This window comes from Mastigocoleus testarum BC008, assembly GCF_001456025.1.
Classification (GTDB): domain Bacteria; phylum Cyanobacteriota; class Cyanobacteriia; order Cyanobacteriales; family Nostocaceae; genus Mastigocoleus; species Mastigocoleus testarum.
In genome coordinates this window covers 1-16,723 of record NZ_LMTZ01000164.1, presented here as the reverse complement: position 1 = coordinate 16,723, position 16,723 = coordinate 1, and the positions used below count along the sequence as shown (strand labels likewise).

The 16,723-nt window shown below is 37.1% G+C and carries 13 protein-coding genes and 1 pseudogene; 8 read left to right on the top strand and 6 right to left on the bottom strand.

All coding sequences use genetic code 11. The features are described from left to right. Nucleotides 1-158: 158 nt before the first annotated feature. Entirely contained in the window at nucleotides 159-1,661 is a 1,503-nt protein-coding gene (locus BC008_RS44115) for an AAA family ATPase (RefSeq protein WP_027843171.1), read from the top strand. A gap of 232 nt (nucleotides 1,662-1,893) precedes the next feature. Here the strand turns inward: BC008_RS44115 and BC008_RS44110 are convergent, their stop codons facing one another. Further along, nucleotides 1,894-3,402: an AAA-like domain-containing protein gene (locus BC008_RS44110; protein WP_235596011.1), complete on the bottom strand. Its 1,509-nt coding sequence runs from the start codon at nucleotides 3,400-3,402 to the stop codon at nucleotides 1,894-1,896. 664 nt (nucleotides 3,403-4,066) lie between these two features. On the opposite strand from BC008_RS44110, the gene BC008_RS44105 reads away from it, so the two are divergent. Next, on the top strand, nucleotides 4,067-5,011 hold the full coding sequence (locus BC008_RS44105) for an isopenicillin N synthase family dioxygenase (protein ID WP_027843170.1): 945 nt from the start codon (nucleotides 4,067-4,069) through the stop codon (nucleotides 5,009-5,011). A gap of 826 nt (nucleotides 5,012-5,837) precedes the next feature. Beyond that, nucleotides 5,838-6,752 carry a hypothetical protein gene (locus BC008_RS44100; protein ID WP_027843169.1) on the top strand — a complete coding sequence of 305 codons (915 nt, stop codon included), beginning with the start codon at nucleotides 5,838-5,840 and terminating at the stop codon, nucleotides 6,750-6,752. A gap of 250 nt (nucleotides 6,753-7,002) precedes the next feature. Here the strand turns inward: BC008_RS44100 and BC008_RS44095 are convergent, their stop codons facing one another. Next, a complete protein-coding gene (locus tag BC008_RS44095) occupies nucleotides 7,003-7,257 on the bottom strand; it encodes a hypothetical protein (RefSeq protein ID WP_027843168.1) in 255 nt (84 codons plus the stop codon). A 139-nt stretch (nucleotides 7,258-7,396) separates the two neighbouring features. After that, nucleotides 7,397-7,561, bottom strand: coding sequence for a hypothetical protein (locus BC008_RS51020; protein ID WP_201026228.1), 165 nt, complete (start codon nucleotides 7,559-7,561; stop codon nucleotides 7,397-7,399). Here BC008_RS51020 and dusB point away from each other — a divergent pair. Continuing rightward, a complete protein-coding gene (gene dusB / locus BC008_RS44090) occupies nucleotides 7,491-8,546 on the top strand; it encodes a tRNA dihydrouridine synthase DusB (protein ID WP_027847076.1) in 1,056 nt (351 codons plus the stop codon). The genes BC008_RS51020 and dusB overlap by 71 nt on opposite strands. A gap of 773 nt (nucleotides 8,547-9,319) precedes the next feature. Here dusB and argS read toward each other — a convergent pair. Further along, nucleotides 9,320-11,077 carry an arginine--tRNA ligase gene (gene argS / locus BC008_RS44085; protein WP_027845982.1) on the bottom strand — a complete coding sequence of 586 codons (1,758 nt, stop codon included), beginning with the start codon at nucleotides 11,075-11,077 and terminating at the stop codon, nucleotides 9,320-9,322. 372 nt (nucleotides 11,078-11,449) lie between these two features. Between argS and BC008_RS44080 the strand changes: the two genes are divergently transcribed. The 4 genes from BC008_RS44080 to BC008_RS44065 all read left to right on the top strand — a co-directional run bounded on the left by BC008_RS44080 (nucleotide 11,450) and on the right by BC008_RS44065 (nucleotide 14,327). After that, entirely contained in the window at nucleotides 11,450-11,830 is a 381-nt protein-coding gene (locus BC008_RS44080; protein ID WP_027845981.1) for a YtxH domain-containing protein, read from the top strand. 14 nt (nucleotides 11,831-11,844) lie between these two features. Then, nucleotides 11,845-12,366, top strand: a complete 522-nt coding sequence (locus BC008_RS44075) for a DUF948 domain-containing protein (protein WP_027845980.1) — start codon at nucleotides 11,845-11,847, stop codon at nucleotides 12,364-12,366. Nucleotides 12,367-12,613: 247 nt separating this feature from the next. Next, nucleotides 12,614-13,435 carry a TPM domain-containing protein gene (locus BC008_RS44070; RefSeq protein ID WP_027845979.1) on the top strand — a complete coding sequence of 274 codons (822 nt, stop codon included), beginning with the start codon at nucleotides 12,614-12,616 and terminating at the stop codon, nucleotides 13,433-13,435. 274 nt (nucleotides 13,436-13,709) lie between these two features. Then, nucleotides 13,710-14,327: a precorrin-8X methylmutase gene (locus BC008_RS44065; protein ID WP_027845978.1), complete on the top strand. Its 618-nt coding sequence runs from the start codon at nucleotides 13,710-13,712 to the stop codon at nucleotides 14,325-14,327. A 629-nt stretch (nucleotides 14,328-14,956) separates the two neighbouring features. On the opposite strand, the pseudogene BC008_RS44060 reads toward BC008_RS44065, so the two are convergent. Next, a pseudogene (locus BC008_RS44060) lies at nucleotides 14,957-15,640 on the bottom strand (phosphate ABC transporter permease); the annotation flags it as partial. A gap of 18 nt (nucleotides 15,641-15,658) precedes the next feature. Further along, complete coding sequence (gene dapB, locus BC008_RS44055; RefSeq protein WP_027845977.1) at nucleotides 15,659-16,489, bottom strand: 4-hydroxy-tetrahydrodipicolinate reductase; 831 nt, start codon at nucleotides 16,487-16,489, stop codon at nucleotides 15,659-15,661. Nucleotides 16,490-16,723 lie beyond the last annotated feature (234 nt).

Genomic DNA, 16,723 nt, shown 5'->3' with positions numbered 1-16,723 from the left:
AGTAGGTTAGTAAGAAAAATCATAACTTGTTTGTAATAGTGCTACTATGAGCCAAATACGGACATTTTATATTTATTTATATAATTTAATTTTTTCTTACCTACTTACTTATTCTTTTTTATATGTTTTTTGTATTTATTCTATAAATTAAATATATTATGTTTATTTTCGAAGAATATTTTTTAGACGAACGTCACAGATGGACTTTGTGTAATACCAAAGATGTAGAAATATTTAGAGAACATAACTGTCACGTATTTCAACATAAACGTTCCTATGGTTACTGGGCAATATGGAAAAAGCTAAATGAAGATTTTTATGAGTATGACGAATTTCATATTCACGTTGTCCTTGAGCAAGTACCAAATTTTAAAAATCCAAATTATCAACAAGAACAATATGGTTTTATTTGGGGAGCATTAGATGCAGTAAATCACTTATCTTTCCTTATTACTAGTAATGGGAATTATCAAATATGTAAATGTGAAAATGGTAATTGGGAAGAATACAGTGAGCTTCAGGAAAATGATAATATCCACAGAGGTAACAGCTTAAATATCCTTGAGATTCGTAGGAAAAAAGATATAGTTAAGTTCTACATTAATAGTGTACTGGTAAAAGAAATTTCAACACAGATAGCGATGAAAATTCTGGGGAAAAATATCGGATTCCTAGTCTGTGGTGAAAATACAATTAAGATACATAGCTTAATAATCAAGACTTCTGGTATTGATGATAAAGATAGTGCAGAAAAGCGAAATACAGACGAATTCGAAAATAACACAAATTTAAAGGCATCTTTTTTTGAACATGTATCGCCCGAAAATGATAGCTTCGAGCAAGTATTTGCAGATTTAAATCTATTAGTTGGACACGATCTGATTAAACAACAATTCTTATCATTTGCTAATTTTCTTCAGGTGAAATCTGAGCGTAGCAAACGGGGACTTAAAAATTTAGATCTTTCACTGCATATTGTTTTGTTAGGTCCACCTGGAACAGGAAAAACTACCATCGCAAGATTAGTTGGTCGTTTATACAAACAACTGGGCTATCTTGAAAAGGGACATGTAGTCGAAGTAGATCGTGCGGGACTTGTTGGTGCGTATTTGGGACAAACAGCATATCGCGTAGACGATGCAGTTCAGCAAGCATTAGATGGAGTTCTTTTTATTGATGAAGCTTATAGCCTGATTACAGAAGGTGGGTCTTCAAATGATTACGGTCATGAAGTAGTTCAAATACTACTCAAACGAATGGAAGATCGTCGTGATCGATTAGCTGTAATTATGGCAGGCTATACTGAAGAAATGGAGTTCCTTTTTAAATCGAGTCCCGGTCTTAGTTCTCGTTTTAGTCGCTTTTTTTACTTCGAGCGTTTCACACCAAAGGAATTAATTTTAATTTTCCAGCAATTTTGCCGCGATCGTGACTATACCCTGGAAGAATCAGCAAAGTCTGCACTTTCAGAAATCTTTGAAAACGCTTATGCAAAGCAAGGAAAAATGTTTGATAACGGTCGTTATGTTCGAAAAGTATTTGAGTACAGCGTTGAGCAACAAGCAAATCGTATTATTTTATATGATTTTAAAGAAATAAATGATTCTTCCATATCTCTGATTAGAGCAGAAGATTTAATTGGTTTTATGGATAGGGATTAATTGACTTGCGCGTAACGCTGTAACTTCTGTTTGCAAAGCGGTACGTTACCGTAAATTATTTTACAATGAATTGATACTAAAAATTTATATTAAAAATTGATACTAGAAATTCCCTACAATTTAAATAAACTGAAGGGAATATCCTAAATCAAATAATTACCGAGTAAAAGATGAAAAATAATAAATTTATGTCATCTTGATTTAGCTGGATATATTCACAAAAAACCTCAAATTAAGAAGCCTTAAAAACATATTGTAAATGACTAGAATTAGAAATCAAATTAGATTCCGATAATTCCCAATTATGGCTATGACATAAACGGTCTATAAAATATTTCCGATACAAATTGCAACGAGGTTCAACTGTATTACCCAAAATTTTTATCAATCCCATACTTTGCAATTTATAAGCTAATACAGGTTCTATTTGTATTGGACTAACGGATGTGATTGCTCTTTTAAAAGCTTCAGCTAATTCAGGATGTTGTTGGAGATTTAACCAGTGTTCTAGTAAATGATGACTGTAAATACCTGCATCTGTAGTTGCTTCCCTCAACAACTTATCAACCGCCATTTTTGGATGTATTTTGAGATAAACAAAAGCTTGTTCTAATAAGTAAGGGTGACCTCCCACAAGTTTCATCAATAATTCAATAGTGTTGTTATCTATTTGTAACTGATGTTGGTGAACCAATTCTAGTACTTGTTCATGAGTGAATTCTGATAATTCAATTGGTAACCCAACATTAAACGGAGATTGATTAATATTGAGTCGGATATAAACATCTGTGGCGTGAACGATGATTAGTCTTAATTTTTTCCAAAGTTTACGACTTCTTGCTTTTTCATACCAAGAGCGTAGCAAACCAAAAAAATCTTCATATATCTGGGGATAAGGGAAGAGTAAATCCACATCATCCAAACATATAACTAAGGGAGAATTTGCCAGGTCTAAAAGATATTCTTCAAAGTAGGTAGTGCAACTAACTTTTGCTCCCATACCTTCCTCGTCCCAATATTCATCTAGATTAGTGGGTAATCCTAATTCACGGCTGATGTTGATACAAAACCAGCGTAAAAATTTATTTAAGTTCGTAAAATGAGTACTACTATCAGCTAACTCGAAGCTTAAATTAACAGTGCGATAGTCACATTGTGCAATTTCAGAAAGAACTTTACCAACAAGATAAGTTTTCCCCATTAGACTAGGAGCCTTAACCCTAATCAGAGAACCTGGTTGCTGTATTGTTTGATGACAAATTAATTCAATTGGAGGACGTTCTACATAAATATCAGGGATAAGTTTATCGTCCTCATTTTCAATGTTTAAATATTTATCTTTAACTTCTGTTTGACACAATCTAGAGTTAATTTTTTTTTCGTTTATACTTGTTTTTCCGGAGTTTTTATTACTACTATTAATCCCTAAATAATTTGAACTTGCAGACATATATTGGTCATGGGATAAATATTCCCAACGTCGTTTCAGTGCTTCTTTAAAATTACTTTTCCGAACCCGCTCACCCAATGATTCTGTCAAAATTTTCCACAGCTTCGGGGCAACATCTTGACTGATATAACTAGTAGCGTACTGATTCTTTGCAGCTATAACATCATATTCTTCTCTCAACCATGCTCCTTTGAGGATCATAGTTTCAACATCTGTTAAGTTACGGTTGAATTTTAAGTATACAGATTGATTCGCAATTTTAATTGCTTCTTCTAAATTGAAATTAATCATAATTAAAAATTATTACGAATAATACAATCAAAACATTTGCTAGATCTCAAAAAATTAAATTACTTCTTAATTTCTCCTAAGTTGCTCCTGAGTAAATGCTGGGAGCAAGTCCAACTCATACGCCGCGAGTTTAGGAATAAGTCATATATAAAATTTTATGATGTATGTCGCGCTACTTGAAGTCGGAGAACTTAATCTACACTGCCGTACAGGCTTATTCCTCAATAATCTTGCAACTAAATACTTGAATATAGTAATTCTGCTGTTAAAACAAATTTAATGCTAGGACAGAAAAGGGAAGATATCGGGAAGATGTAGAAAATATAGCAACAGGAATTTCATATTTAGCTAACAAATGTAACTACATGAACCGTTAACGTCAATTAGCACAATTCCCCATCCTCTCAAGGTTGGGGAGAGGCTGCGCCGACGCCTACGGCTCTGGATAGCGGGTTGGACTAGTTAACAATAAAGTTAATATTTTTAATTATTAGCAATATTTAGAGTTCAATTATTCCGTGAATTTAAAAAGCAAACTCTACCCCAAAATTTATGAGGTAGAGTTTGCTTTTTGGCACATTTATATGGGGGAGCGAAGAAAGGTAAATGATGATAATGTAACATCAAATATACTTATTATATCATCATGTCAGTTAAATTACCTATAGATGAAATACCAGTTATTGATTTTTTTCTCTTCAGCCATGGAAATAAACAAGCTAAACAAATGGTAGTTAAGGAAATTCATGATGCTTGTAGTCAAGTTGGCTTTATTTATTTGCAAAATCATGGTATGAGTGAGGACTTGATTGAAAAAGTATTTATACAAAGTAAAAGTTTTTTTGATTTACCCTTAAAAACTAAGCAACAATTTGCTTGGAGTGATGAGTTTAGTAATCAAGGTTATGTTGGTATTGAACGAGAGCGCCTTAACCCAAATAGACCCGGAGATCTAAAAGAAGCTTTTAACCTTGTTGAGAGCAGGAATCGGGTAAATGAATCTTCTATTCCCGAATCACAAAATACTCCAATCCACAATGGTTACATTCTTAATTTCTATGAAGCTTGTAACCAACTTGCAAACAAAGTTCTGCAAGCTTTAGCATTAGCCCTAGAATTGCCGGAAAACTTTTTTGTTGACAACCATAGTAATCGCAAGCATACCCTCAGACTTCTGCACTATCCACCCTTGGAACAAAAACCACAAATTGGACAAATACGTGCTGGCGAACATTCAGACTATGGAAGCATTACCTTATTGTTTCAAGATTCCCTTGGTGGTTTGGAAGTCAAAACTAGTTCTTCTGGTTCTAATGGTGATTTCGGTAAATGGATTTGTGCTCCAAGCATCCCCAATACAGTTATAGTCAATACAGGAGATTTAATCCAACGTTGGACAAATCATGTATTTTGCTCCACAAAGCATCGAGTCATAATCCCTGACGACAACAGAGTAACGCAATCACGGTACTCTTTGGCTTTTTTCTGTCATCCCAACGACGATACAACAGTTACTTGTTTGGAAAGCTGTAAAAAAGAGCATCCTCCCATATATCCCCCCATTCTTGCTGGAGATTACCTGTTAAGTCGTTTGCGAGCAACATATTAACTGCGCTTCTGCTCCGTTTTAAGAATAAATCTATACAAAATTAGCATTCAATATTATTTATTGACTTATGTTTGCAAAACAAAATATTTATTTGATTTTCAACAAATTACTTGATACATATTAATTCAGTCTGGTAAATAAAGCATTAACTTCAATAAATTCATCAAAAATTCATACATACTTTAATGTTAATGTTTTAGTATTTTGACTGAGGTAGATATTTAACCAAGGAGATAAATAAATTCACTGTTATTTTCCTCCTCTAGGGTGCTTAATAAAGTTATGTGTAATCGACTCTGAATAACTGATGCATTTCTTTTCGGATGTTCGCAAACAAGCTATTTTATAGCTTTTTGATGGCTTAAGCTAGTATAAAAATATATTTTTGTGAGGAGAATATTTTTGAAGTTTTTCTCAATTTATTTCTATTACCAGTGAAATCTTATAATTAACGGCAATTGTTTTCTTACTAGTATTTAGGACAAAACTACATGTAGAATTTTTCATTTTGTGAATACTTCAATCAGGAAATTTGTTCTTTGTAGTTAATAAAGAAAATTTATTTAAATGAGTTTGTAAGTTTATGAAAAATTTATAGTGGCTTAATATCGACTACTAAATCAAATTAAAGACTTAAAAAAGCTGGAGTAGAATATTAACCTCTTTTAATCTGAATATTTTCTATATTTCCTAAATATTGTAGATAAATGTTTAAGTGGAAAGATTTTATTCTCTTCAAACTTATCCAGGGAAAGGTCTTACATAAGTCCTTTTAAATAAAAACTACTTAACCAAGTTATTGGTAACATCATCACAGAGGTTTTAGATGAAGTCATATTCAGTCTTAGTCAAAAGAATTGCTTTACGAGTAACCCCATTCGTGACTACTTGGGTGCTAGCAAGTGCTCCTGGTTTAGCCGCAACTTTAGCTGGTTCCTATGGGGAACTATTTTTTACAGATTTCAGTCAACAAGAAACATCAGCACTGGAAGCTGTAAATGATGCTGATGGTTTCGCTGAATCCAGAACGGATGATAGTGTAGCAGACTTTGATAACTTTTCTAGTACCATTGCCGAACCTTCTCCTTTAAATGTATCTAATGTCGCGGAAAGTTTGGTATTTGGTAATGGTCCTAGTTATACAGCTTCAGCGACAACATCACCGAGATACTTTGCTAATTTTGACGTCAGTCGTAACGACACTTTATCTTTTAACTTTACTGCTTTCTTAGATTTAAATGCTTCTGTAGATCAACCAGGAGTTGAGTATGCTAGCGCTGCTGGAGATATTTCCTTCTATCTCTTGGATACAACCGGTACCTCTGCAGATCAACGGTTAAACTTCCTCAACTCACCGCAATTCGATCCAACCCAGATTGGTCAGAATAATGTACTAGATTCATTTATGTTGGCAGCAAGCATTGACGCTACAGGTCAAAATAATTTTATTAATAATACCAGTAGTGGCAATATTACTTTTAATAGCAATTCTGGTCTTTCTAGTTTTGGTCCAATTGATGGTGGAAATGGAAGCGAAGCATATAAAAGTTCTTCTGTGGAAGGTTCTGTGAGCAGATCGTTCAAGAAAGATAGCAATATTACTTTATTAGCTTTCAAAAATACAAAATCTAATGTCGAAGTTCCTGAACCAGAAAACGTTTTAGGATCTGTTTTATTTGCAGGATTACTTGTTGTGGCGATGAGAGCAAGAAAGAAAGCTCAGAATAAGTCTTCTTCATAGTTAAGCATCGAAGTTTCTGCTCTTGTATAAACCATTAAGAGACAGAGATATACGCGAGTGTTTCTGTCTTCAAAACTAATTCAATAAGTGAAAATTTGTTTTTAGATGCGGATAAAGTTTCCTGGGAGGAAAATTAAAAAAACTTCAAGGAATAAAATGTCTGCTCAAAGCAAATTTCAAAAAAGACATCAATCAGTAATGAGTATGGCTATTATCCCGGAGCCGCAGGTATTTCTGAGGGCAGATCGGGTTAGTCATGTAAAAATATAATTTGCAATGTCCCTATTAGCTTCTTCTCTTTCAGTGTTTTATCACCAGCGAGAATGAGCTGACCTATGCTATTTTGACTCAAATTCAAGCCTTTTCCTTGAAGAGTTTCAGCAAATCTATCCAAATTAGTAGTTTGTATCTCAGAGTTGATGTAAATCAAGATATCCGAGTACAAATGAAAGTCAGTAATCCAAGCTCCTGCTTGGCTAATAGCCTGACTCACGCGGACAGTCATCTGAATCCGTTCAATTTTAGTTTTAAGATTAGACTTTACTAATCCGTAGGAACTTCTAAAATATAAAAGTCACACCTCCCAACTTTATTCTTACTCCTTACTTATTACTTATTACTTATTACTTATTACTTATTACTTATTACTCCTGACTCCTGACTCCTGACTCCTGACTCCTGACTCCTGACTCCTGACTCCTGACTCCTGACTCCTGAATTCTAATTTTCATTCTTCGTATGTTAGCCCTATCTCCCGAATTAAAAGCTAGACTTTCCCAACCTTTAAAAATTGACTCATTTGAAGTCAAAAGTCGAGTTTTGCAATCGCCTTTATCAGGTGTAACTGATTTGGTGTTTCGCCGTTTGGTACGTCGCTATGCGCCACAATCCATGATGTACACCGAAATGGTGAACGCTACGGGCTTACATTACGTTAAAGAATTACCCAAAATTATGGAGGTGGATCCAGGAGAAAGACCAATTAGTATCCAACTGTTTGATTGTCGTCCAGATTTTTTGGCGGAAGCAGCAGTGAAAGCAGTTGATGAGGGTGCCGATACAGTTGATATTAATATGGGTTGCCCGGTTAACAAAATCACTAAGAATGGTGGTGGTTCTTCTCTGCTTAGACAGCCAGAAGTCGCTGAAGCTATTGTACGGGAAGTAGTTAAGGCTGTAGAAGTTCCAGTAACAGTTAAAACCCGTATTGGTTGGAATGATAAAGAAATAAATATTCTCGATTTTGCCAAACGGATGCAAGATGCAGGAGCAAAAATGATTACGGTACATGGACGTACCCGCTCCCAAGGTTATAACGGGAATGCTCGTTGGGAATGGATTGCTCGTGTTAAGGAAATACTTGAGATTCCAGTAATTGGTAACGGCGATATTTTTTCTGTGGAAGCAGCAGTAAAATGTTTGGAGGAAACTGGTGCTGACGGGGTGATGTGTTCTCGTGGAACCTTAGGTTATCCCTTTTTGGTAGGTGAAATTGATTATTTTCTCAAAACTGGCGAAAAATTAGCACCACCTACACCAATTCAACGCCTTGAATGTGCTCGAGAACATTTACAAGCTTTGTACGAATATAAAGGCGATCGCGGCGTACGTCAGGCGCGCAAACATATGACTTGGTATGCAAAAGGTTTTCTCAATGCTGCGGATTTGCGTGGAAAACTAAGTGTAGTTGAAACTGTACAGCAAGGTTTAGATCTTATTGATCAAGCGATCGAAGATTTAGCACGTTATGAGGAATCTGGAGCAGAAATGCAAGCTGAATGTGTCGTGGTGTGAAATTGTATTTTATTACATGAGGTTCTGAAAATACCCGGTGATTCAGGATTTTGGAGATTGAGAATAAAGCTGAGAAAATTATTTATAAGAAATAAACCTAATTTTCCGAAATCATTCCAAAGGAGTTGGTAGTTATGTTCAGAACAAAACGACTATAAATGACTCCTATAAGTAACCATGGGGATATACCCCAAAATTAAAGCCTAGTCTTATGACTGGGCTTTTAATTTGAGAAAATTAGAAATGTTAGAAGTAATTTTCCGAAATCGATCTGAACCAGTTTGTAGTCATATTCAGAACAAAACGATTATAAATGACTCCTATAAGTAACCATGGGGATATACCCCAAAATCAAAGCCTGGTCTTATGACTGGGCTTTTGATTTGAGAAAATTAGAAATGTTAGAAGTAATTTTCCGAAATCTATCTGAACCAGTTTGTAGTCATATTCAGAACAAAACGATTATAAATGACTTCTATAAGTAACCATGGGGATATACCCCAAAATCAAAGCCCGGTCTTGTGACTGGGCTTTTGATTTGGGCAAATTAGAAATGTTAGAAGTAATTTTCCGAAATCGTTCTGAACCAGTTTGTAGTCATATTCAGAACAAAACAATTATAAATGACCTCTATAAATAGCCATCGGGAATATATCCCAAAATCAAAGCCCGGTCTTATGACTGGGCTTTTGGCTTAGGATTTTTTGTTTTGTACCATAAGCATTCTTGTGCTGCACGTAGAATCGCAGTCATATTATTGGAGATAATTAGCGCTACATTCTGTCTACGACCCGAATACCCAACAAAGACAAACCCAAATACAATGTCCTCGCTGTCAAGTCACACAAAGCTAAACGTGACGTTCTCTGTGGTTCTTCAACTTTTAATACCGGGCACTGTTCATAAAACTTATTGAATTTATCGCTAAGTTGATATAGATATTCACACAAACGATTGGGAAATAAATCTTTTTCTACATCCGCGATCGCTTCACTTAATTGCAAAACATGCTTGGCTAAAGCTAATTCTGCTTCTTCTCGTAACTGAATTTTCTGTTCGCTTCCCAATTTTTCAAAATCAATGTTACCTTTACGACCAATACTTTTAATTCTGGCATAGGCATAAAGCATGTAAGGTGCTGTATTACCTTTATCGGAAAGCATTTTATCGTAACTGAAAATATAATTGCTGGTGCGGTTTTGACTGAGGTCAGCGTATTTTACTGCACTTATACCTGCAACACCGGCGACATTTGCTTTAAATTCTTCTGTTTCTTGCCTACCTTCTTCCTTAATTTTCTCTTCTAAAGTATTGCGAAAACGAACAACAGCTTCATCTAATAAATCCCGTAATCTTACAGTATCGCCGGAACGAGTTTTGAATTTTTTGCCATCTTCACCCAATACCAAACCAAAAGGAACATGGACTAGTTCTACTTCTTTGGGAATCCAACCAGCACGACGTGCAACTTGAAAGACTCCAGCAAAATGATTTGCTTGTCCAGAGTCTGTAACATAAATTAAACGGGTAGCTTTATCTTCTTCAATTCGATAGCGTAAAGCTGCTAAATCTGTCGTCGCGTAGTTGTAACCGCCATTAGTTTTTTGAACAATTAAAGGTAAAGGTTGACCTTCTCTATTGGTAAAACCTTCCAAGAAAACAACCTTTGCTCCTTGGTCTTCCACCAGTAAACCCGATTCGGCTAGGTCTGTGATAACTCCAGCGAGGAAGGGATTATAAAAAGATTCACCCCTTTCTTTGATATTTATATCTAATAGATCGTAAATAATTTGAAACTCTCGTCGGGACTGCTCGCATAATAATTTCCAAGCATGGATGGTATCTTCTGCACCTGCTTGCAATCTGACAACTTCTTGACGTGCTGTTTCTTGAAATACTTCATCTTCATCAAACCGTTGTTTAGCTTTTTTATAAAAAGTAACCAAGTCGCCAATATCTAAAGCATTTGCAGTTGTCAAAGCATCAGGATAAGCTTCCCGCAGATAGGTAATTAGCATCCCAAACTGGGTACCCCAATCACCAACATGATTTAACCGTAGGACATCATGTCCCCTAAATTCCAAAATTCGGGCGATGGAGTCTCCAATAATTGTCGAACGTAAGTGCCCAACATGCATTTCTTTTGCAATATTGGGGCTAGAAAAATCGACAACCACCCGTTGAGGATTGTTTGTTTCTGGTACTCCCAATCTGCGGTCAGTTTGAATCGAGTGTAATTGAGCTTCCAGGTATACCGTTTTCAATCTAATATTAATAAAACCCGGTCCAGCAATCTCTGGGGGTTCACAAATATCCAACACATCTAAATTTTCGACTATTTGTTGTGCGATCGCCCTTGGCTGTTGCTTTAACTTTTTTGCTAATGGTAAAGATATATTGGCTTGATAGTCACCAAACTTAGGATTTGATGCAGGAACTAAGATTGGATCGGCTTCGGCATAATCCTCACCAAAAGCCGCAGCTAAAGCCTGTTGAAATTTAATTTTAAGTTGTTCTTGTGTAGCGTTCATATATAAAAAATTATCGCTTCAGGAGACAGTATAAGGAAACTTTGAATATACTTCATGATAAAAGGCTCGATTATTTTATCTTGAAAACATCACATCCACACGTTACTTATTTTTCAGTAACACACCCAAATACAAGGAAGGTGGTGGAATAACACTCAAGTTTAATAAGCCCAAGCAATGACCAATTACCATATGCCGCTTGCGGCGGCACGCAGTGCTATTAATAATTACCGATGACCAATTACCGATGACCAATTACCAAGAAAAGATGAGAGCAGTTAAATTTTCACGTTTATAATGGTACGTAATATTTCGTGGTTCTTATAAAGCTGGATAACCCTAATAAAATGGGTGGAAGGAGGTCGATGTAATATGTCAAAAAACCGTTCTGGAGTATTTATTGGCGGTTTAATGCTGGGAACTGCTATTGGTACCTTGGCTGGATTACTAACTGCTCCCCGTACGGGACGGGAAACACGCAAACTATTGAAAAAATCTGCCAATGCCTTACCGGAAATAGCAGAAGATCTATCTACTAGCGTGCAGCTTCAGGCAGATAAATTTTCCCACAACGCTCGTTCTAACTGGGATGATACTTTGGATAGATTACGCCTTGCGATTGCAGCTGGTATTGATGCTAGCCAACGAGAAAGTCAAATATTGACAGAACAAGATATTTTAGAGAAACAGACCGTTTCTTCTTCTACAGTTGGAGAGGAAACAAATTCACTTGGACACAGGATGGATAGCTGATAAATAATATAAGCGTGATTGAACCTTTATTTTGGCTCGCACTATCCCTTATTTTAGTCGCTACCAGTTTGATAGCTGTTTTGGTTGCGGCTATGCCAGCGTTGCAAGAACTTGCACGAGCAGCTAGAAGCGCAGAAAAACTATTCGACACTCTTTCCAGAGAACTACCACCGACTCTCGATGCGATTCGCATGACTAACTTGGAAATCAATGATTTAGCTGACGATGTCAGTGAAGGTGTCAAGAGTGCAGATCGTATTATCCGACAAGTAGATCGAAGTATTGATGGTGCCAGGAAACAAGCTCAAACGGTTCAAATTAGCACTCGTAGCTTTTTCGTTGGTGTCAAAACTGCATTTAAAAGTTTTACACGCTACAGATCTCCTCGACGAATGAGCGAACGTATGCCACCATCATCACTCCATATGCTCAAGTTACGCGAGCGCGAACGCGAAAGAGAAACAATTAGGCAAGATAACCGTGAAACAGATCAGACATACCGTATTAAAGACAATCATAAGGATGTTTCACGTTAAGGTTTCCTGACAATTGTGCAATTAGATTAAAATTAATCTAGATTTTAAGCCTGTCTGTAAAACCGAATATCAGTATTCATCGCCTTTGTTCCTCTATCTGACAAAATAAATTAAGGAACAAAGGCGATACTGTACTCGGGTAAAATAAATTAGATTCAAGTAACAAACTGTAAAGAAGAATTACTTTTTTCGTATTTTCATAAAAAAACCTTCTTTACTTCTAGTATTGGCATCTGTATAAAAAATCATGCAGCACTGTTTTTGGCAGCGAATTTTTCAGCAAACTTTCAAATTTGTAGCAGTAATATTTATAGCCGCTTCGGTATGGATTACCCAGTCAGAGGGTGCATATGCCTATGATAATCCCGAATTATTACCCGATAATCCCACTCCAGTCGTAGACTTAGCAAAAACTCTTAATAGCGTTCAAGAAAATAATTTAGTCCAAGAATTAGAAAAATTTGAAGCCGATACGGGTTGGAAATTACGGGTATTAACCCAATACGATCGTACTCCTGGTAGGGCAGTAATTAATTTTTGGGGTTTGGATGATAGAAGTATTCTTTTTGTTTCTGATGCACGTGGTGGTAACATTTTAAGTTTTAGCGTTGGCGATGCAGTATATGAATTATTACCACGTACTTTTTGGATTGAATTACAAACCCGCTTTGGAAATTTATACTTTGTCCGTGAAGAAGGGGAAGACCAAGCAGTTCTCACAGCTGTAAGAACAGTTGAGAATTGTTTGAGTCAAGGGGGTTGTAATGTAGTACCGGGGCTACCAAGAGAACAGTGGATATTAACATTGATTAGCTCGGTAATTGGTGGAGTTATATGTGGTTTTGCTGCTCAACCCCGTAAAGAAGGACAAGTTTTTGCTTGGCAATGGGCTTTGATATTTTCTCCTTTGTGGGGGATATTATTTGTTGCTTTCGGTATTGGTCCGGTGGTTACCCGAACAAATGACTGGTTACCAGTAGTTCGTAATATTTCTGGTTTTCTTATTGGCGTTTTAGTTGCTTACTTATCTCCGATTTTCAACCAATCTCCTGGTACGGAAAATAATTAATAGAAAACAGGAGACAATTACAATCGTTTCCGATCAAAATCAAATATAAATCAGGGAACAGGTATAAGGGTTATTAATTAACGAAAAGCCCTGTACATTACATTATTAAAATTAGGAGATTTTAACGAAGACGTAGCATGCTACGTCTCTACATCAAATTCAATCGGATTGAGCTAAAAAATTTAACTAGAAAACTTAAAAATATGGTGGGCTTTTGGAATCCTGCGGATATGATTGAATTTCAATCAAAATGAGTAATTGGTACATATAGGCGATGGAATGGCATTCAAGTGATGCTCAAAGTTTGACAATAATTGACCGCGAAATCGGCGCTCATGTTTTTTCCCCTGCAGAATATGAGATTGTGCGAAGAGTGATTTACGCCACAGCTGACTTTGAGTATAAATCTTTAATTCGCTTTTCCGAACATGCTTTGCACGCAGGAGCTGCAGCTTTAGCCGCACGTACTGCAATTGTTGTAGATTCTCCAATGGTACGGGTAGGAATTTCCCAGACGATTCAAGAAACCTTTGCTAATCCGGTTTATTGTGGTGTGGAAACCTTTACCAGACCTCAAAAATCTAAAACTGTTGCAGCTTGGGGAATGGAAAACTTAGCCAAACGACATTTAGAAGGAATTTTTGTTATCGGTCAAGCTCAAACAGCCCTCAACACCATTATTGATTTAATTGAAGCGGAAGAAATTAAACCTGCTTTGGTGATTGCTACTCCTGCTGGATTTTTGAATTTAGCAGCAGCAAAAGAAAGTTTGAAAAATTCTGTGATTCCTCACATTACTCTTGAAAGTGACAAAGGTAATGCTGTTGTTGCTGCAGCAATCGTTGATGGACTTGTAGATTTAGCTTGGCAAGCTTATGGGAAAAATGGGTGATGGAGAGGGCTTGGGATAGCACTGTGTGCCGCCCGCCGCCCGTGCTAACGCACCGCTAGAGTCTACGGCGTCGGCAAAGCCTCTGACTAACGTCACGTTTCGCTTTCGCTAATGCTAACGTGTAAGCGCGCTCATAGCGGCATAGAGCTTGAGGGGCATCTGCGGTGTTTTGACGCAGCAAGCTGTTCATCCGTAGGATGCGTACTAACGCCTCTGGCGCGTCTCACGGCGTCGGCAGATCCGCAGGTGACGGCTCCTCCGTAGGTAGCGCAGCTATAGTCATGCCTCTGGCGACTGGGGAGATTGGGGAATGGACCAAAAAAATATAAAAAACAAATAATTAATTACCAATTACCGATTACCAATTACCAATTACCAATTACCAATTACCAATCATCATCATAATCCCTAGCTGGGCGACGACGGCGAGGTTCTCTGTATTTGTCATCTGAGTAGCGGTCATCTGAATTTCTCTCATCAGGGTAGCGATCTTCTAAGTATCTATCATTAGAAGAATATCTATCGTCTAAATACCTATCGTCAGGATATCTTTCATCAGGATACCTTTCATCAGAATACCTTTCATCAGAATATCTGTCTTCTGAATATCTGTCTTCTGAATATCTGTCATCTGAATATTTATAATTCGGTCTTCTGTTATTTCTTCTTCCTTCTTTACCAATACGACGACTAACTCCAGTAAAAAAATCTCTCCTGATCCACGGATAGTCACTCACCCAAATTTCGCGACTGGGTATATAAACATCGCTAATTTCATCAATCCGGCTCAGATCGGGGCGATTGGAAAAAACTAACATTTCCGCAATTTGACCAGTATTAATAATTTTATGAGTAACGCGTAACGGAGCACTGAATTCCGCAATAAAGCCGCTTTGGTCACCAATTTCCAAGTTAATTGTTTTTTCTCGATTTTCAACAATTACTAAATCGCCCCTATTATTAACAGTTTCTTGCGTGCCAATTAACTGTTCGGTTATCCAATAATCCAACACCCGACCTCGAAAAAAGCCGACATATTTATACCGTCGGCATTTAGAATTCTGTAGACTAGCCCACAAAACTGGTCCCCACAACCAATACAGTGCGCCCACTAAACCCAGAAAAAATACAATTGGTCCAAAGTCAAGCTGTAAAACTACTTTAAGTAATAAAACTATGGCAGCAGCAACAACTGATATTAATAATCGCTGCAAAAAATCAGGAAATTTACCCCAGTAATATTTATACTGGGGACCAGTAGCAATTAGAGGTATGAGTTGATGGAATTTTTCGCGAGTCAGGGGGACTAACATTTTGGCTAAGTACTGATTCTAAAGTATCTTTTCTAATCCATATACTAACGACTTTAGCTGAAGCACCTTACGAATTGCTAGTAATACTCCCGGCATATAGCAAGCTCGATCGCTGGTGTCATGACGTAAAGTATAAATTTGACCAGGAGCACCAAAAATTACTTCTTGATGGGCAATGAGTCCTGGTAAGCGTACGCTATGAATTCTAATGCCTTCCTCGGCTTGACTTCCCCTTGCACCAGTTAGCTTTTCCGTTTCTTCAACAATTGCAGGATTAAAAGTTTTACCCATTTCCCCTAACTTTTGGGCTGTTTCAATTGCTGTACCACTGGGAGCATCTGCTTTCTGATTATGATGCAATTCAATTATTTCTACATGGTCAAAATACTGGGAAGCGGCAACAGCAGCTTGTTGCAGTAGAACCATGCCAATGGAAAAATTAGGAATAATCAGACATCCAGTACTGGCTTTTTCCGCAAAATCTGCTAATTCTTGAATTTGTGTTGTGCTTAAGCCAGTTGTACCAATAACAGGACGAATACCATAGGCGATCGCGCTGCGAACATTATCATAAACCGAATCAGGATGAGTAAAGTCTACCATTACACCTGGCTCCTTTTCTTGGCATGCAAAAGCCAGCATCGATTCCATTTGATTGGTAACAGGTACTTCTAAAGGTTCGCTCAAGCCTGCTAGTTCTCCAATATCTTTATCTTGATGTTCGGGGTTCCTATCAATCGCACCAACCAAATTCATATCTTCGGCTTGTGCTACAGCTTTAACCACCTCAAGACCCATTTTGCCTGCAGCACCAATCACAACAACAGGAATCGGAGTTTTACTTGTCATAATTATTAGTCAACTTTTTCGCTTACCATTAGGCATTTTAGACCTATTGACAAATATATATAGCAGAATTGTCAGAAGACAGAAGTCAGAAGTCAGGAGTCAGAAGTCAGGAGTCAGAAGTCAGGAGTCAGGAGTCAGAAGTCAGAAGTCAGGAGTCAGAAGTCAGAAGTCAGGAGTCAGAAGTCAGGACAGACCGCGCTTACAGCGAGCAGGAGTCAGAAGTCAGAAGTCAGA